Here is an 18,237-nt window from a genome sequence, read left to right on the forward strand (position 1 = left end):
CTGCTCTGCTCTGCTCTGCTCTGCTCTGCTCTGCTCTGCTCTGCTCTGCTCTGCTCTGCTCTGCTCTGCTCTGCTCTGCTCTGCAATGAGTGATGGCAAATCCCGAAGACAAAAAAAGCGCCCTGAGGCGCTTTTTTTATATCAACCGGATAATCAGCCTTTGAACTTGCTGAACACCAGAGAGGCGTTGGTACCGCCAAAGCCGAAGCTGTTGGACATGATGGTATTGAGTTCGGCCGCTTCGTACTCACGCACGATGGGCAGACCTTCGGCCTTCTCGTCCAGAGTCTCGATGTTGATGCTGGGAGCGATAAAGCCGTGTTCCATCATCAGCAGGGAGTAGACAGCCTCGTGCACGCCCGCAGCGCCCAGCGCATGACCGGTCATCGCCTTGGTGGCAGAGATCTTGGGACCGTTTGAGCCAAACAGAGTCTGGATAGCTTCCAGCTCCTTGGTATCGCCGACCGGAGTGGAGGTGCCGTGGGTGTTGATGTAATCAACCTTGCCCACACCCTGCATCGCCATCTTCATGCAACGCACCGCGCCTTCACCGCTTGGCGCGACCATGTCATAGCCATCGGAGGTAGCACCGTAACCGGTCAGCTCGGCATAGATGTGAGCGCCACGGGCCAGCGCATGTTCCAGCTCTTCGATCACCAGAATGCCGCCGCCACCGGAGATAACGAAACCGTCGCGGTTCGCATCATAGGTACGGGACGCTTTTTCCGGCGTGTCGTTGTACTTGGTGGAGAGCGCGCCCATGGCGTCAAACTGGATGGTAGAGGACCAGTCCAGCTCTTCACCGCCACCGGCGAAGACCACATCCTGTTTGCCAAGCTGGATCAGCTCAAGCGCGTGACCGATGCAATGAGCAGAGGTGGCGCAGGCGGAGCTGATGGAGTAGTTGACCCCCTTGATCTGGAACGGGGTCGCGAGGCAAGCAGAGGTGGTGGAAGACATGGTGCGCGGCACCATGTAAGGGCCCACACGCTTGACCCCTTTCTCACGGGCGATGTCCACAGATTCCGAGGTGTTCTTGCCGGAGGCACCACCTGAACCGACCACCAGGCCGGTACGCTCGTTGGAGACCTGATCTTCCGCCAGACCGGCATCTTCAATGGCCTGCTGCATGGAGAGGTAGGCGTAGGCCGCAGCGTCGCCCATGAAACGCATGACTTTACGGTCGATCAGTTCAGACGGATCGAGTTTGATGTTACCCCAGACACGGCTGCGCAGGTTGTGCTGCTCGAACTGCTCGGAATAGGTGATGCCGGATTTACCTGCTTTCAGGGAGGCCAGCACTTCTTCCTTGTTGTTGCCGATACTGGAGATGACGCCGATACCGGTGATCACTGCTCTTCTCATTAATTCATCTCGTCTGGAAAAACTGGCGCCAAGTCTACCCGCTTTCGGCTGCCAAACTGGTCTGCTTTCACGTAGAATGCCCGCGATTTTGTGACGCGAGCCGAGGAAAACGTGAGTCAAACATCCTTACATCATGCCCGATTGGACTGGAATGAAGCGGGAACTCCTGTCTCCAGTGACTTCGGGGATGTGTACTTTTCCAATGATAACGGTCTAAGTGAAACCCGCTACGTCTTTTTGCAGCAAAACCGGCTACCTGCGCGATTTTCGCACCACGATAGTGACAGTTTCGTGATAGGTGAAACAGGTTTCGGCACAGGCCTTAACTTTCTGGCGACAATGCAAGCCTTCCTGGAACAGGCGCCTCAATCCGGCAACGGCTCCCGTCTGCACTTCATCAGTTTCGAGAAATACCCCCTGACCCAAGACGATCTGCGCAAGGCGCTGGCCGCCTGGCCTGAACTTGGCCACTTGAGTCAGGATCTTGTCGCCCAATGGCCGCTGCCGGTTTCCGGTTGCCACCGCCTGCATTTTGCGGGTGGCCGCATTCGCCTCGATCTCTGGTTTGGCGATATCAAGGATATGCTGCCGCAGGTGCCTCATCGGGCAGAAGGTCTGGTGGATGCCTGGTATCTGGATGGTTTCTCCCCGGCCAAGAACCCGGAGATGTGGACACAGGAGCTGTTTGATGGTCTCGCTCGCCTCGCCCGTCCCGATTGCTCTATCGCCACCTTTACCTGTGCCGGTTTTGTCCGTCGCGGCCTGATTGCCGCCGGTTTTGCCATGAAGAAGGTGAAGGGCCACGGTAGCAAGCGGGAGATGCTGGTGGGGGATCGCACCGACAAGCAGCCGCAGCATACCATAGTCCCCTGGTATGCCCGTCCTGCCGGACGCGCTGGCGAGGTGGTGATCATCGGCGGCGGCATCGCCTCGGCCATGACGGCGCTCTCTCTGGTGGAGCGGGGTCGCAAGGTGACGTTGCTGTGCGCAGATGGCGAACCGGCCACCGGCGCCTCCGGCAACCGCCAAGGCGCGCTCTATCCCCTGCTCAACGGCGAGCACGATGCCCTGTCACGCTTCTATTCGCTCGCCTTTGGCTATGCCCGCCAACGGCTGCTGGCGTTGGCCGAACGCCATCCTATCGCTTTCGAATTATGTGGAGTGACCCAGCTCGGTTATGACGACAAATCGGCAGCCAAGCTGGCCAAGATGAGTCAGGGCCCCTTCCCGTCCGAACTGATGCATCCCCTCTCTACATCAGAGGTAGAGCAGGTGGTTGGCCTGCCCTGTGGCCACAGCGGCGTCAGCTATCCGCTGGGAGGCTGGCTCTGTCCAGCCGATCTCACCCGAGCCGCCCTGAAAGAGGCGCAAGCCAGCGGCCTGCTGCAGGTGGAGTACCACACCCAAGTAAGCGCCATTGCCGAGCAGGCCGATGGCTGGCAAGTAGAAAGCCAGGATGGCCGCCACTGGCAGGCCCCCAATCTGGTGGTCGCCGCCGGTCACCAGTTGCCAGCACTGCTCCCCTTTGCCGAACTGCCCCTCTATCCGGTGCGCGGTCAGGTGAGCCATGTGCCGACCACAGCCAGCTTGCGTCAGCTCAAGACCGTGCTCTGCTACGATGGCTACCTCACGCCAATGCACAACGATCAACACTGCATCGGTGCCAGTTATGGCCGCAACCAGATCGGTCTTGAGTTTCGGGCCGAAGAGCAAATCCAGAATCAGGCGCGGTTGCAAGCCTGCCTGCCGGAGCAAACCTGGCCCGCCGAGGTGGATGTGAGTGACAACGAGGCACGCGTAGGGGTACGTTGTGCCAGCCGGGATCACCTGCCAGTGGTAGGGCCAGTGGCCAGATTGCAAGGTCTGGCGGATCACTATGCGCAGCTGCAGCATAGTCAACACAACGCCCAGCCGCTCCCCCTTCACCCCGGCCTCTATGTGCTTGGGGCGCTCGGTTCGCGGGGCCTCTGCTCGGCGCCGCTCTGTGGCGAGCTGCTCGCCAGCGAGATCTGCGACGAGCCCCTGCCGCTGGCCGCCGATCTGCTGGAAGCGCTCCACCCTGCCCGTTACTGGGTACGCAAGCTGCTTAAGGGCAAAGCGCTGGTCTAAACCGGACTCTGCAAACAAATAGAATGGCCGCCCATCGGGCGGCCATTCTATTTATCAAATCGTGCGACGCTGAATATTGCGTCTTGAGATAGCGCTCACTTGGGCCAGTGCACCCCAAGCTGTTCGCCGTAACCTGTCTGACGCTGGAATCCGTCGAGCCGTCCCTTAATCTTGTTCAGCTCGCCACTACCTGCTGCCCACGCGGCATAGCGCAGCGCCTGACAATCTGCATGACCGGGTAATCCCGCAATAGCGCCACCCACCTGATTGGCCCCTTGCAGCACCATCTCCTTGAAGCGGGATTCGTAGTCAAACATGCTGGAGAGCAGCCGCCCCCAGCGCTGGCGGGCAGGATCGTTACTGTTCGCGCTCTGACGCCAGCGGGGCAGCAACACGGTGGCGTTGGTGGTCACCGTCACCCGGTTGAGCTGGCAGCGACCCGGCAACTGCTCGGTATCCAGCTGCCAGTCCACCTGATAACTCGCCTTGCCGAGTACGGGCTTGCCATTCACCTTGGGAGCACTCTTGGCAATCGCCCGGGCAAGCTGCTCCGGACTGGTTGCATTGACCTCATAAAAACGGACATTGATGCGGGACTCTGGCACCACTTGCGGCCGGCTCGGTTGAGCCTGACTCATCAGGGGCAACAGCAACAACCCGACCCCCACTACTCCATAAACCTTGCTGACCATGCCAGACTACCTTCCTTGATTGCACGGGCGGAGTACCAACCTTGGTGAACCCCACCGCCACACAGATGACGGCTATAGCCTATGTGTGACGACGAGGCGGCGCAATACAATGATGCGCCCAGAAATCAGAGCACGCTCACAGGTTGCGTGAGCAGAGTATGGCACAAGGCCAAAACTGTATTTTTATTGAGCATGACGGCTGATGTGCTGCCAGTCGAGGTGATAGTTTTTCACATTGATGTCATGACCATCTATCTGAATAAAATGATCATTTTTAAGGCGGTTGACAAAAAAGTCCTGATCTGCCCCCTCATTGAGCCACAGCTCGCAAAGTCCCCGTTTTCCCTCTTTGGCATAGAATCTCGGGGTGACCAGCAGCGCAACCCCATCTACCCGGATGGCATGACGGGCCAGGCAGTTTGCTTCCGTGGTTTTGGATGCCAGCGCGGCAAAACGGGGTCTGTTCCCCTCGGCAACCACCAGTACCCCGTAAGAGTGAGGAGCCATGAGACGCCGCATGGCGACCGCCTGATGAGGACCGGTTTGATGAAAACCGTCATTGGTTACCGCAAACACGCAAGTAGGTGAAAATAGCATCGCGAGCAGGAAAAGAGAGCGTTTAATGCCTGAAAAATCACCAACTACCATATAAAAGCCTCAAAAGACAACCAAAGCTGGCAAGGGTAGGTAGCCAAACCCACTGGGTAAAGTACCTTTACCTTTCTTTAATTCTGTTCATGGGGTTAAACGTTGATTTAGCTCACACAACATCCTGTTTCCAGTCGCCACTCTACCCCTATCGGAATAGACTCCCTCCACTCTCATCCAATCAGAAGGCAACATATGCTGGAACTCATCGTTGGCACCCTGGTCACCCTGGTGGTGGGCCGTGCCATTTTCAAAGGATACTCCGCGACCGGGGTGCTGCTGAGCGGCGGCTTGCTGCTGCTGGTCATCACCGCCATGATGGGCAAGCCGGTGCTACCGAGCAAGGTGGTCAGCACCGGCTATATCGCCACCGATATCTTCGAATACGTCCGCTTCCTGCTCAATGACCGTGGCGGTGGACTGGGGATGCTGATCATGGTGCTGTGCGGCTTCGCCGGCTACATGAGCCATATCGGCGCCAACACCATTCTGGTCAAGTTGGCCAGCAAACCGCTTGGCATCATCAAGTCCCCCTATATTCTGCTGGTAGCTGCCTATCTGGTGGCTTGCGCCATGTCGCTGGCGGTGAGCTCCGCCACCGGCCTCGGCGTGCTGCTGATGGCCACCCTGTTTCCACTGATGGTCAACATGGGGATCTCCCGTGGCGCGGCTGCGGCCGTATGCGCCTCGCCGGCCGCCATCATTCTGGCACCGACCTCAGGGGACGTGGTGATGGCCGCCCAGGCCGCCAACATGCCGCTGCTGGATTTTGCCTTCAAGCTGACCCTGCCCATCTCGCTGGTGGCGATCGCCTGTATGGCGGTGACCCATTTCTTCTGGCAGCGCTACCTTGACCAGAAATCCGGTGAGCACAACGAGCCGGTCGCACCGGGTGATCTGGTGACTACCGCCCCCGCTTTCTACGCCATCCTGCCCTTTACCCCCATCATCGGGGTGCTAGTGTTTGACGGTAAATGGGGCCCGCAACTGGATATCGTCACCATCATCGTCATGTGCATGGTGCTGGCCAGCCTGCTGGAGCTGGTGCGTATCCGCAATGGCAAGGAGCTGCTGGACGGTCTGCAGGTCTGCTGGCGCAACATGGCTGATGCCTTTGCCGGCGTGGTCATGCTGCTGGTCGGTGCCGGTGTCTTTGCCCAGGGCCTGATGACCATCGGCTTTATCGACACCCTGCTGGCTCACGCGCAGGATCTCGGTTCGGGCGGCCTGATCATGATGCTGTCACTGGTGGTGATCACCACCCTGGCCGCCTTCACCACCGGCTCGGGCAATGCCCCCTTCTACGCCTTCGTGGAACTGATCCCCAACCTGGCCAGCAGCCTTGGCATCAACCCGGCCTATCTGGTGATCCCGATGCTGCAAGCCTCCAACCTGGGTCGTACCATTTCTCCGGTCTCCGGGGTGGTGGTCGCCTGTGCCGGGATGGGCAAGCTCTCGCCGTTCGAGGTGGTCAAGCGCACTAGTATGCCGGTCGCCGTCGGCCTGCTGGTGGTGATCGTCGCCACCCAGATCATGGTTCCCGCCTGATCGCTGACCAGCCCGGCACCCTGCCGGGCTGGTATCCTCCCCCCCCTTTGCAGTAGACTCGGTGCTCATTTTCCCCCTAAGGAGGACCGAGATGAGTATTACGGTTCAACTTGCCCATTTCAGTGATTGCCACTCCCACTTCGATGGCGCGCCCATAAGCTTCTCCCCTGTCGGTGAAGGCCAGTGGCGCACCCAGTGCGGCGGTTATGCCCGGATCCTGACCCGACTGACCCAACTGCGTGCCCAAGCCGCAGCAGCTGGCCAGCGTTTTCTGTTTCTGCACGGTGGCGACTCCTTTCAGGGCTCTCTCTATTTCAACCGCTTCAAAGGGCGCGCCAACGCCGACCTGCTCGCCATGCTGGCCCCCGATGCCATGGTGCTCGGCAACCACGAGTTCGATCTGGGCAACGGCCCGCTGGTGGAGTTCTTGCGCCAGCTCGATTTTCCGGTGCTGGCCGCCAATCTGGACAACAGTCAGGAGCCTGCCGACACGCCGCTTGGGCTGTGGGATATTCCCCACCTCTACGACGCCCATCAGCCCTGGCATCGTCAGGTGATCGACGGGGTTCCCTTTGCGCTGCTTGGCATCACTCTCGCCCAGATGGCCGCCATCGCCAACCCGGATCCCCACACCCGTTTTCACGCGGTGGCCGACACCCTCACCAAGGTGCTGCGGGAGATAAAGAGCGAAGGGATCCACCATATCGTGCTGCTGAGCCACCTCGGGCTGGATCAGGACAAGCTGCTGGCCGAGCGCTTCCCCGAGCTCAGCCTCATCATCGGTGGCCACACCCACAGCCTGCTGGGGGATCTCGCGCCGCTGGGTCTGCCAAGCGAAGGTACCTACCCCCTGATGAACAACGGGGTGGCCATTTTACACGCTGGCCACAGCGCCCTCTGCCTCGGTGTCTGCGAGCTCACCTTCGATGAGGCGGGCCGCGTTGTGCAAAGTCAGGGTCAGCTGGAGTGGCTCCCCTGGCAGCCCTGGCCATTTGCCTCCACCCCACCCGCCGGGCTCACCTTCTGCGAGCCGGATCAACAGCTTGAACAACATCTGGCCAAACGCTACCGGCCGGAGATTGAAACCATGAGCCAGCGCATCGTCACCCGGCTGGCGGCGCCACTTCCCCATCAGCGGCTGCCGGATGCCACCCAGCCCCACGGCAGCCAGCTCGCCCCGCTGGTGGCCCGCGCCATGCTGACCGCCGCCCGTGAACAGGTAGGCGAGGTGGACTTTGCCCTGCACAATGCTGGCGGCGTGCGCTGCTCGCTGGAGCCGGGCCCCCTGAGCGAAGCGGATATCGCCGGTCGCCTGCTGCCGTTTGCCATTCCCCTCACCCTCTATCGGGTGCACGGTCACGAGTTGGCGGAAGCGCTGGAGAATGCCATCGACAACGCCACCAACAACGGCGTGGTCGGCAATGGCAACGGCAGCTTCCCCTACACCGCGGGGGTGCGATTCACCTATCAGGCCGATCGGCCCAAGGGTCAGCGCATCACCCGCCTGGAGTGGGAAGCCGCTCCCGGCCAGTGGCAAGAGGTCAATGCCGAACAGATCTATCGCGGAGTGTCGAGCGCCTATACCGCCTCCGGCAAGGAGGGTTACACCGCACTGGCGCGGACCCTGACCCAGCACAATCAGGAGCTCGGCATCACCCTGGCCGACGCTTTTATCCGCTGGGCCCGTCACCTGCCCACACTGGAAGCGCAACCGCCCCTGCTTGAGTACCTCAGTTGATGCAGGGGGGGATGGCTTTGCCACATCCCCCTGACGGCCAATATTGCCGCAGCCAGCGCCCGGTTCCCTGCAACAACCGGGCTTTTTCGAGAATATTTGCCCCACACGGGCCCGCCCCATTGCATCGCACTCACTAGCTCGGCAAGATAGGCCCGCTTTCAAGACCAGCTGCAGGAACAGGCGACTTCATGAATCACTCCATCCGTTTCACTCCCCCTCGCGTCAACCCGGGTATCAAGCCAGCCATCGTGCTGCTGACCGCCATGCTGGCGCTGCTCTTCTGTCTGCGCAATCCGCTCTTCCACGCCATGGCGCCGGGGTTTGATGCCTCGCTGTTCGCGGTGATGGGCAAGATGTGGAGCGAAGGGGGGGTGCTCTATCGCGACATGATCGACATCAAGGGGCCGATGATCTTCGCCCTCGACGCGCTGGGTTATCGAATGGGGGGATTTGTCGGGATCTGGGCACTGGAATGGGTGCTTTGCTGGCTCGGACTACTGGCCAGCTGGCAGGCCTTTGCCCAGCTCGGACTCTCGTTCAAGGCGCGCCTTGGCGCCATGCTGGCGGTGCTGGCTCTCTACAGCACCCGTTACTACTACGGCAACATGACTGAGGACTGGACCTTCCACCTCGCCCTCATCGCCCAGTGGGCCTTCATCACCCTGCTGCTGGACAAGGGATTTCGCTGGTGGCCCGCGCTGGTGGCGGCCCTCACCTTCGCCATCGTCGCCTGGATGCGCACCAACAACGGCGCCTTCTGGGGTGCCTGGTATCTGGTGCTGTTCTGCCACTGGTGTCTGCACGAAAAGTGGCGTGACGCCATCTTGCTGCTCATCTCCAGCCTGCTGGGGTTGGCGCTGATTGGTGGCCCGCTTTACGCCTACTTCCAGCAACATGATCTGCTGGCGGCCTTCAAATACTACGCCTTCGACATCTTCTTCGAAGGGAGCTACGGCAACGGCTTCTCCCCCATGGTGGGCGCCGTCGGCCTGCTGCGCACCGGCCTTGTGATGCTGCTGCCCGCCTTCATTATTCTGATGCTGAGCCGCCGTCAGGAGTGGTATCTGCCCGCCCTGCTGGCGACCCTGTTTGGGGTGCTGTTTACCCTGATCGCCAACTCGGTCTCCGGCCATGTGTTCGATCACTACGACGTGCTCTACCTGCAACTGGCGGTGCTGCCGCTGGCGGTATTGCTGGATCGCAGCGAACAGCAGGCAGATGCCATCGGCCTGCTCTGCATCTCGCTGGTCGTCTTGACCGCCAGTTGGCTGCTGGCCCAGCAGCTCGCCTTTGGCTGGAGCACCAAGGAGTGGTCCCTCGAGCGGGTCAACGAGGTGCTCGGCACCAGCCTGCTGTGGGCGCTGCCGGTGCTGATCCTCATCCCCCTCTGGCGCGCCTGGGATGTGCGCAGTGCCACACCCTGGCTGGCAACGCTGGCCATGCTGCTGCTGATGATCAACAACGCCTGGGAAGGCACCCTCAAGGGTCGCCCTTTCAATCCGGCCGCGCAGGTACGGGTCGATCGCATCAAGGCCGAAACCAGCCCGAGCGACAAGATCTGGGTCGATGGCATCCAGCCGCAATATTATCTCTGGACCGATCGCCAGCCGGCGTCCGCCTACCTCTTCTTTGCCAACGTCAATCCGCCCTATGACGTGCGCGAGCGGGTGCTGGCCGATATCCAGCGCCAGAACCCCAAATTCATCATCGCCAAGCCGGATCGGGTGAGTGAGGAGCTGAAAAAGCCGAGCTCCCCTTCCCATCTCGCCTTCTATCAATACCTGACCAGCCACTACGAAGAGGTGGATCCGGGTCTCTATCGCCGACGCTGATCGTCATTACGCCCCGCAGGGCGGCCATTGTTGCAATGGCCGCCCTTTTTATTGCGCCAGATCGCCTTGCAGCGGCGGCCCGCAGTAGGCAAGCCCGCCCGAGATAACTACAATGACGCTCTTTTTGATGTAACGAGTGACACCATGGCGGAACTGACTTATCTGGGCGGCTATCCCGACCCTCTCAAGGCACAGGTACAGCAGCTGATTGCGGCAGGCAAGCTGGGGGAGATGCTGGCCAAACGCTATCCGGAAAGCCACCCGATCCAGAGCGACAAGGCGCTGCTCGCCTACACCATGGAGCTGAAGAACCGCTACCTCAAGAGCTCGGCGCCCCTGTCAAAGGTGGTGTTCGATGGCAAGATCAACGTGATCAAGGATGCCCTCGGCCTGCACACCTACGTCAGCCGGGTGCAGGGCAGCAAGCTCAAGGCCAAGAACGAGATCCGCATCGCCGCCCTGTTCAAGGAGGTGCCGCCCCCGTTCCTGAAAATGATCGTGGTGCACGAGCTGGCCCACATCAAAGAGAAGGATCACAACAAGAGCTTCTATCAACTCTGCCAGCACATGGAGCCCGACTATCATCAACTGGAGTTTGATCTCAGGCTCTGGCTCACCTGGCGCGATATCGACAAGGCCAACCGCTAGGCTGACAACCGTTTCAGGGAGGAAACATGTCATTTGCCGCAACCCCCTTTGGTGCCACCCGCTTTATTGCCACTTTGGTAATGGCCAGCTTGGGCCGCGCTGCCCATCCCCGCTGCTCGTCACGTGGGCTGCTGACTCTGCTGCTTCTGCTCGCGGGCCACAGCGCCCGTGCCGATGAGCGCTGGCAGAGCGACAGCTATCTGGTCGAGAGCTTTATGGCCATCGCCATGGAGCGGGAGTATGGCCAAGCCAGGCAGACCCGTTTTGCCCGCTGGCAGCAGCCGATCCGGCTGCAACTTATCAACGAATCGGGTGACAAGCCGCTGCAGGCAGACGTGGTGAAGGTACAGGCGGCCCATCTGGCCAGCATCACCGGCCACTCCATCAGCATGGTGGCCGCAAAGCCCAACCTGACCCTGATCATGACCGACTACAGCAAGATGAAGAGCTGGGCCAACCGCACCATGGGGGGCGATCCATCGGTCAAGATGGCGCTCAAGGAGGGGCTCTGCCTTGCCAACTTCGCAACCAATGCAAAACACGAGATCAGCCGTGCCACCATCATCATTCCGATAGACTACAGCCGGGCCAAGGGACGCTTTCTCGACTGCGTGGTGGAGGAGTTCACCCAGGTGATGGGGCTGCCCAACGACTCGGACAAGGTGTTTCCCTCCATCTTCAATGACAACAGCATCGACAGCTTTTTGACCGGGCTGGACTATGTGCTGCTCAAGATGGCCTATCACCCGGCCCTCAAAGCCGGAATGAGCAGTGACGAGATCCGCGCCGCACTGCCCATTGCGCTGGCCGACCTGCGCGCCAAAGGGGAGATCCGCGAAGCCAATCGGCGGGTGCAGCAGCAGAGCCTGAAAAGCTGGGCGGGGTTGTAACGGGCCTGGCTCAACCAGAGCCAGAAACCACCGCGAGCCTCTCACCACCAACGAAAAACGCAGCCACCTGGCTGCGTTTTTCGTTGTATGGGTATCAGCAGTGCATTAGCGGGCATGCCTGTTTATCCGCCGCCCATTTATCCAACGCCCGAGTTATCCACTGACAGTGCGGGATCAGGAGGCGACGTTCTCTTCCGGCATCCAGCTTTCGGCGTTCTCCCACACCTCCTGCACCATGACTTCGGCCAGCTCTTTGTCTTCCTTGCTGGCACGGCTGACGGTCAGAGCCATGGCACTGCCCGGTGCGACCCGCACATGGATGTCGGGGAATTTTTCGCCAAGCTGCTTGAGCAGCTCCTGACGCAGCGCCTCCATGGTCGAGGTCGGGATCTGATGTTTTCTGTCGATGATGATTTCAAGACGCATAGGAAACTTCTCCATGATTTATGACTGTATTTTTATACAGTATTTATGGGAAGTAAAGTGCCAACTTGCACCAATCAGAAAAGATCCAGCTGCTGACCACAGATCCGGTCGAACGACTCGCCGATAAAGGGCAGGATGGCATCGGCAATGGGCCGCAACTGCTTGTCGATATAGTGTTCGTAATCGATGGCACTGCGCCTGTATTCCAGCGGTTCTGGGCCATTGAGGGTCATCAGATAGGCGATGGCGCCCCGATGCTGATAGCGCTGGGGCAGACCGCGGCGCAGGTTCTCCTCATCGGCCAGCCGCGCCGCCCGCACATGAGGCGGCACATTCTTCTGATACTCCTCGAGCTTCTGGCGCAGCCGTTTGCGGTAGATAAGCAGATCGTCGTGACGACCGGCGCGGGTCTCATCGACCATGGTGCGCACATAACCGCTGGGATCTTCATCGTGAAACACCAGCTCATAGAGACGGGTCTGGAACTGCTTGGCCAGCATGGTCCAGTCGGTGCGCACCGATTCGAGCCCCTTGAATACCAGCTGTTCACTCCCCTCACTGGCCTTGCCAACCAGCCCCGCATAGCGCTTCTTGCTGCCCTTCTCCAAGCCGCGGATGGTGGGCATCAGAAAGCGGCGATAGTGGGTCTCGTACTGGATCTCGAGATAACTCGGCAGGTCGAACTCGCGTCTGATCAGTGCAGCCCAGTTATCGTTGATCATTTGCGCCAGTCGCTGGCCGATCTCATCCGCCTCATCCGGGCTGGTCTCGCGCCCCAGATGGACAAAGGTGGAGTCAGTATCGCCATAGATCACCTCGAATCCCTTCGCCTCAATCCACTCGCGGGTCTGCTGCATGATGCTGTGGCCACGCAGGGTGATAGATGAGGCTAGGCGCGGATCATAGAAACGGCAGCCCCCCGATCCCAGCACGCCGTAAAAGGAGTTCATGATGATCTTGATGGCCTGGGAGAGTGCCTTGTTGCTGGCAGCCTTGGCTCTGTCCCTCGCCGCCCACAGGGTGGCGATGAGTTCCGGCAAGAAGTGCCGCTCGCGGGAGAACATGGCGCCGCGAAAGCCCGGAATGGCGTGCTCGGGATGCTGCAACCCTTCGATGAGCCCCATGGGGTCGATGCAGAAGGTGCGGATGATGCTGGGATAGAGACTCTTGAAATCGAGTACCAGCACATGGCGATAGAGACCGGGTTTGGAGTCCATCACATAGCCGCCAGGGCTCGCCAGCCCGCCATCGGCCGGCAGATTGGGTGCCACATAGCCGCCACGATGGAGCCGCGGCAGGTAGAGGTTGGTAAAGGCCGCCACCGAGCCCCCTACTCGGTCCAGCTCAAGGCCGGTGAGGGAGGCACGCTCGATGGCAAAGGGGATGAGGTGGCAGAAATCGAAGATCTCCCACACCAGCTTGCAATCTTCCAGGTTGTAGCGGGCCAGCGCCTCCTTGTCGGAATGGAACAGCTCGGTGATCTTCTCCCCCCGATTGGCCACATCCTCGATATCCTTGCCACGGCCGAGCAGTTCGCTCGCCACCGCATCCAGGCTATAGCTGGCAAACTGCCAGGTGGCGCTTTTCAGGGTATCGATGCCATCGAGCACCATGCGCCCGGGGATAATGACGTTGCCAGTCTGGGGATCGCCCCGTGACGAGCGCCAGAAGCAGAGCTCGCGCCCCCGCCCGAGCCGCAGCCGCCGCTTGTTAAGCTCGGCGCGGCGCAGCAGCAGGCGAAAGTCAAAGTTGACCACGTTCCAGCCGATGACCAGATCGGGGTCATGCAGGCTGAACCAGCTCTCCAGCGCACTCAGCAGGGCGCTCTCGTCCGCCACCCACTGGACCTGGGTGCCCCAACTCTCGGCATCCGCTTCCGGGGTGCCAATCATGATGACTCGCGCATCCTGCTCACTATAAAGACCGACCGAGAAGAGCGCCCCGTCCATGGCGCACTCCACGTCGAGCGACACCCAGGAGAGGGTCGGTGTCACCGCCTGCGGCGCGCAGCGCGCCTCGTTCACCTCCCAGTAGCCCTGCTTGCCCCCCTTTTTTACCGCCCGGCCATCGAAGCGCACACCAGCGGTGATGAAACGCTCCATCAGAAACCGCTCCGGCAGCCGGATATCCGCCTCGAAGTGCTCCAGCCCGCGAATGAGCAACAGCTCGATGGCACGGTGAAAGGCACTCAGAGTGATGAAATAGCAGCCCACTACAGGTCGACCGTCGAAGGTGTGCATCGGCAGGCGGCGAAACCGCCCGCTCACCCCGGCCCCTTTGAACAGCTCGGCGGCTTCTGCCATATGGCTCTGCGGCAAAAAGAACACCGGCTCCTGCCCCGGTACCACCACCCGCACCGGCCCCTGCGCGCTCCAGAGCCACATCACGATTTCGGTGGTGGCTGCCTGCCCGTGGCGGCCGCGCACGTCCCGACCATGGCGGGTCAGGATAAAACCGTCGAGGGGCGGAGCGGCAGGTACGGTGGGGTGGGTTGCAGTCATGAAGCGTAAAGGGGCTGTCCGAGAATAGGACTATTGTACGTTCATACAGTGCCTGCTCGCAATCGTCACACTGGCTGCGAGGCGGGAGTCAAACTGGTAAGCTCGATCCGGTCGTTATTCCCGCCCATCCCATTCTGACCACTCTTCGCCGACGAAAGGAGTCTTTGTGGCAATCTATTCCCTGTTGGATCAGCTGGCTATCCCCTACCAGCGCTTTGACCATCCCCCGGTGTTTACCTGTGAGGAGGCGAGCAAGTTGCTGCCCGACCTGCCCGCCGCCAAGACCAAGAACCTCTTTTTGCGCGATCCGAAAAGCGAGCGGCTGTTTCTGGTGGTGAGTCCGGAGGAGCGCCGGGTCGATCTCAAGGCGCTGGCGGTAATGCTCGGGGTCAAACGGCTGAGCTTTGGCTCCCCGGAGCGGCTCGATGCGGTGCTCGGCCTTACCCCGGGCTCGGTGACCCTGCTCGCCATGGTGCGCGACAGGGAAAAAGCGGTAGAGCTGGTGGTGGACGAGGCCATCTGGCAGGCCGAACAGGTGCAGTGCCATCCGCTGGTCAACACCGCTACCCTGATCATCCGCCTCAACGACGTGCGCCGTCTGCTGACCCATCTGGACAGGGAGGCCATCGTAATGCGCTTGCCTGCTGCAACCTGCGATTAGCACAACGGCTGGCGGTTGGGTTCACCCTGCCGCCAACACAACCACCTCTCACGCAGCGAAATTGACTGATAAGACAATAAAATGGCTCCTTGTGCGCGGATAAATCGAGTCAGCAATTGCCATCGTGCAAGAAGTCGGAGGTGAGCACATTCGGCCATTTAACCAATTGATAATAGGCTGGATTCATGTTGTGATCGGCCACTGCCAGCGGGCGATACCCCATCGCCTGTTCGTTCACAGGTGACTTCCCAGAGAGCCCCTTGATGCCAAGTCTGTTTTCCTCAGCCCAGTTGTTGAGTCTGGTGCTGTTCGTCACGCTGTCACATGTGGGGGTCGCCACCATTTTCGCCGCCATGTGGCACACCCATCGCCAGATCAGGGCATTGATCTACTGGTCAGCGGGGGAACTGGTTATCGCGGGGGCTTTTTGCTGCCTGCTGCTGCGCCCCCTTGAGGGAAATGCCTCCCTTGCCAATATTCTCTGCACCAACCTGCTGATGATGTCGACCACCCTGCTCTATGAACGGGGGATGCGCTACTTCTTTCGCCGTGAAGCCGACCAACTGGGCTGGCTGCTGCCCGCCGTTACCCTCGGCGGTTTCGTCCTGTTTGCCCTGACCGCCCTGCAGCAACCCCTCTTTGATGTGCACAGTCGGATAATCGTGCTCTCCGGCGTGCTCTCGCTGCAGATTGCGCTGCTTATCTGGCAGCTCTGGCGCTACCAGCGGCTGGCCCCTATCTATCGGGTGCTGCGCTTTGCCATTCTGCTGCTCGGCCTGCAACTGCTGTTGCAACTGCTGCGGATCGCCAAACATCTCTGGCAGCCGGAGCTGGCGGCCAACTTCTTCACCGACCCGCTGCTCGGGCCTGTGATCCTGCTCAGCCTGCTCTTTACCATCGCCCGCAGTTATCTGTTGCTGAACCTGGTCCACACCCGCCAGCAGCAAGCCCTGCTGGCCACCCAGCGCAAGCTGGAGCGGCGCGCCAATCAGGATGAGCTGACCGGCCTGTTCAGCCGCCACTATTTCGAGCGCCAGGTGGCCCTGCGTGCCCGCGAGATGGCTAGCCCTAGCCAGCTGCTGCTGATCGATCTGGACAACTTCAAACAGATCAACGACCGCCACGGCCACCCCGCCGGTGATGCCATGCTGCGGGCCGTGGGTCGGGTGATCGCCAATACCCTGCCTGCCGAGGGCATGGCCGGTCGGCTTGGCGGCGATGAGCTGGCCCTGCTGCTGATGGCGGACCCGCAGACCCTGCCAGACTACTGCCACGCCTTACAGCAACAGATCGCCGAGGCGACCCGGGCGCTGGCCGGTGGCCCCATCAGCCTCAGCATCGGCCTCACCTCGCTGCACCCTGACGAGGGGTTTGAAGCGGCCTACCTTCGAGCGGATCAGGCTCTTTACGCCGCCAAACAGGCGGGAAGGCAACGGGCCTGCGTGCAGGAGCTCCACCACAACGAGCCGCAGCCGCTGCCGCCCTGCGCGCTCCTGTCATGAGCGCAGTGCTCGCTCTGCAATGCCGACCGGCCAGGCTGGCAGATGCTCCGGCTTACCATCGCTATGTCACCGAATGCGCCGAAGACGGACAACCGCTCTATCAGGTGGCGCAATTTGACCCGGACGGCTGGCTACAGAGCCTGCTGGATCACGCCAAAGGGCGCAACTTGCCCAGTGGATACCTGCCGACCACCACCTATTTTGCCCTCGATGGCGAGGAGATCATCGCCACCCTGCGCCTGCGTCACGGTGACAATGAGGCAACCCGCCAGTGGCTGGGTCATATCGGTTACGAAACCCGCCCCTCTCGCCGTGGCGAAGGAGCCGCGACCGTGCTGCTGCGCTGGGTGCAACAACAGGTACTGGCGGCGCCGGTGCTGATCAGCTGCGGCGAAGATAATCTGGCTTCCCGCAAGGTGATTACAGCCGCCGGTGGCGTGTTGCTGGGGCGGCACTTCCATCCGGGGGATCGCAACTGGCTGGAGATGTATCAGCTAGCCCCCTGCACGGCCCGACAACATCAGGTCTATTGACTACAGCAGCCAGTGATCAGTTACAGGTATGATGACCTCAACCGAGACTCCAACAAAAAGAGCGCCCCGAAGGCGCTCTTTTTGCGAACGTGGCAAGACCGTTAGTAGCTGTCTTCCTGCTCCGCCTTCATCCGGGCCTGACGGGCATAGGCCTCCTCCTCGGCGCTCTCGATCTCCTGCAGCACCGAATCGAGATCGATGGCGGCGCGGCTCTCTTCAAAGTGACCGGTCAGCTCGCTATCGGGGGTGAGTTTGCCATCTTCAAACAGCGCCCACATCTCCTGGGCATAACGGGTCTTGAGCAGCTCGGGGGCATACATGCCGTAGTAGTTGCGCATATTGTTGACGTCCCGCTCCAGCATCGCCTTGGCCTGGTTGTTGGCGGCGGCATCCACCACCTGGGGCAGGTCGATAATGACGGGGCCCTGTTCATCCACCAGCACATTGAACTCGGAGAGATCGCCGTGGATAAGACCGGCGCAGAGCATCCGCACCACGTAACGGATCACCTTGGCATGGTCGATGACCGCCTGCTCGGGGGTAAGCGCCACATCGTTGAGGCGCGGCGCGACATTGCCATCCTCATCGGTGATAAGTTCCATCAAGAGGACGCCATCGAGGCAGACATAGGGCTGCGGCACCCGCACACCAGCAGCCGCCAGCTTGAACAGGGCGTCAACCTCGGTGTTCTGCCACACCTCTTCATGCTGCTTGCGACCGTACTTGGAGCCCTTCTCCATGGCGCGAGCGCTGCGGCTGTTACGCACCTTGCGCCCCTCCTGATAGACCACGGCCTGCTTGAAGCTGCGCTTGGACGCCTCTTTATAGACTTTGGCGCAGCGGATCTCGTCGCCGCAGCGCACCACATAGACGTCGGCCTCTTTGCCGCTCATCAACCGGCTGACGACCTCATCGACCAGGCCGTCATCAACCAGAGGTTGGATTCGATTTGGAATTTTCATGGCCGCCCTTTTACCCTATTTCCGCTCTCGAAGATAGCTCCGCGCACGCTCACCTGCCTCTCCCTTTCATAAGACACCCTGTTATCCCCTGTTTGCGCTATTTTTGTCCACCCGTTCGCCTTAAAAACCACCAGCAGCAGACCAAATACGAAAGGCGCCTGTGCCAACAAAAATGGCCCGCA

The 18,237-nt window shown here is 60.6% G+C and carries 15 protein-coding genes; 9 read left to right on the forward strand and 6 right to left on the reverse strand.

The genetic code is table 11. The features are described from left to right. Positions 1-153: 153 nt before the first annotated feature. A complete protein-coding gene (gene fabB, locus NOM06_RS08430) occupies positions 154-1,365 on the reverse strand; it encodes a beta-ketoacyl-ACP synthase I (protein WP_255911049.1) in 1,212 nt (403 codons plus the stop codon). A 90-nt stretch (positions 1,366-1,455) separates the two neighbouring features. Here fabB and mnmC point away from each other — a divergent pair, with 90 nt between their 5' ends. After that, on the forward strand, positions 1,456-3,474 hold the full coding sequence (gene mnmC, locus NOM06_RS08435) for a bifunctional tRNA (5-methylaminomethyl-2-thiouridine)(34)-methyltransferase MnmD/FAD-dependent 5-carboxymethylaminomethyl-2-thiouridine(34) oxidoreductase MnmC (protein WP_255911051.1): 2,019 nt from the start codon (positions 1,456-1,458) through the stop codon (positions 3,472-3,474). A 95-nt stretch (positions 3,475-3,569) separates the two neighbouring features. Here the strand turns inward: mnmC and NOM06_RS08440 are convergent, their stop codons facing one another. Together NOM06_RS08440 and NOM06_RS08445 are read right to left on the reverse strand one after the other, a co-directional pair. Continuing rightward, on the reverse strand, positions 3,570-4,166 hold the full coding sequence (locus NOM06_RS08440) for a DUF922 domain-containing protein (protein WP_255911053.1): 597 nt from the start codon (positions 4,164-4,166) through the stop codon (positions 3,570-3,572). A 183-nt stretch (positions 4,167-4,349) separates the two neighbouring features. After that, positions 4,350-4,814: a hypothetical protein gene (locus NOM06_RS08445; RefSeq protein WP_255911055.1), complete on the reverse strand. Its 465-nt coding sequence runs from the start codon at positions 4,812-4,814 to the stop codon at positions 4,350-4,352. Positions 4,815-5,009: 195 nt separating this feature from the next. Between NOM06_RS08445 and dcuC the strand changes: the two genes are divergently transcribed. The 5 genes from dcuC to NOM06_RS08470 all read left to right on the forward strand — a co-directional run bounded on the left by dcuC (position 5,010) and on the right by NOM06_RS08470 (position 11,470). After that, positions 5,010-6,362 (forward strand): anaerobic C4-dicarboxylate transporter DcuC, encoded by a 1,353-nt coding sequence (dcuC, locus tag NOM06_RS08450; protein ID WP_005336914.1) that lies wholly within the window; start codon positions 5,010-5,012, stop codon positions 6,360-6,362. A gap of 91 nt (positions 6,363-6,453) precedes the next feature. Continuing rightward, positions 6,454-8,100 (forward strand): bifunctional UDP-sugar hydrolase/5'-nucleotidase, encoded by a 1,647-nt coding sequence (locus NOM06_RS08455; protein ID WP_255911057.1) that lies wholly within the window; start codon positions 6,454-6,456, stop codon positions 8,098-8,100. A 188-nt stretch (positions 8,101-8,288) separates the two neighbouring features. Then, the gene (locus tag NOM06_RS08460) at positions 8,289-9,932 is read left to right on the forward strand and encodes a hypothetical protein (protein WP_255911059.1); all 1,644 of its coding nucleotides are present in this window, start codon (positions 8,289-8,291) and stop codon (positions 9,930-9,932) included. 144 nt (positions 9,933-10,076) lie between these two features. Continuing rightward, positions 10,077-10,580, forward strand: coding sequence for a M48 family metallopeptidase (locus tag NOM06_RS08465; protein ID WP_255911062.1), 504 nt, complete (start codon positions 10,077-10,079; stop codon positions 10,578-10,580). Positions 10,581-10,606: 26 nt separating this feature from the next. Next, positions 10,607-11,470: a DUF2927 domain-containing protein gene (locus tag NOM06_RS08470; RefSeq protein WP_255911065.1), complete on the forward strand. Its 864-nt coding sequence runs from the start codon at positions 10,607-10,609 to the stop codon at positions 11,468-11,470. A 174-nt stretch (positions 11,471-11,644) separates the two neighbouring features. On the opposite strand, the gene NOM06_RS08475 is transcribed toward NOM06_RS08470, so the two are convergent. Further along, a complete protein-coding gene (locus tag NOM06_RS08475; protein ID WP_201905430.1) occupies positions 11,645-11,896 on the reverse strand; it encodes a DinI family protein in 252 nt (83 codons plus the stop codon). Between the two features lie 74 nt (positions 11,897-11,970). Further along, a complete protein-coding gene (locus tag NOM06_RS08480; protein ID WP_255911068.1) occupies positions 11,971-14,397 on the reverse strand; it encodes a DNA polymerase II in 2,427 nt (808 codons plus the stop codon). A gap of 166 nt (positions 14,398-14,563) precedes the next feature. Between NOM06_RS08480 and NOM06_RS08485 the strand changes: the two genes are divergently transcribed. From NOM06_RS08485 to NOM06_RS08495, 3 genes are all read left to right on the forward strand, one after another. After that, entirely contained in the window at positions 14,564-15,058 is a 495-nt protein-coding gene (locus NOM06_RS08485; RefSeq protein WP_255911071.1) for a prolyl-tRNA synthetase associated domain-containing protein, read from the forward strand. A gap of 263 nt (positions 15,059-15,321) precedes the next feature. Then, a complete protein-coding gene (locus NOM06_RS08490) occupies positions 15,322-16,560 on the forward strand; it encodes a GGDEF domain-containing protein (protein ID WP_255911074.1) in 1,239 nt (412 codons plus the stop codon). Further along, positions 16,557-17,093 (forward strand): GNAT family N-acetyltransferase, encoded by a 537-nt coding sequence (locus NOM06_RS08495; RefSeq protein ID WP_255911076.1) that lies wholly within the window; start codon positions 16,557-16,559, stop codon positions 17,091-17,093. Before NOM06_RS08490 ends, NOM06_RS08495 begins: the two co-directional genes overlap by 4 nt. Positions 17,094-17,194: 101 nt before the next feature. Here the strand turns inward: NOM06_RS08495 and NOM06_RS08500 are convergent, their stop codons facing one another. Further along, positions 17,195-18,055, reverse strand: a complete 861-nt coding sequence (locus NOM06_RS08500; protein WP_021231339.1) for a PA4780 family RIO1-like protein kinase — start codon at positions 18,053-18,055, stop codon at positions 17,195-17,197. Positions 18,056-18,237 lie beyond the last annotated feature (182 nt).

Origin of the sequence: Aeromonas sp. JL9 (assembly GCF_024436075.1) — a bacterium.
GTDB lineage: Bacteria > Pseudomonadota > Gammaproteobacteria > Enterobacterales > Aeromonadaceae > Aeromonas > Aeromonas veronii.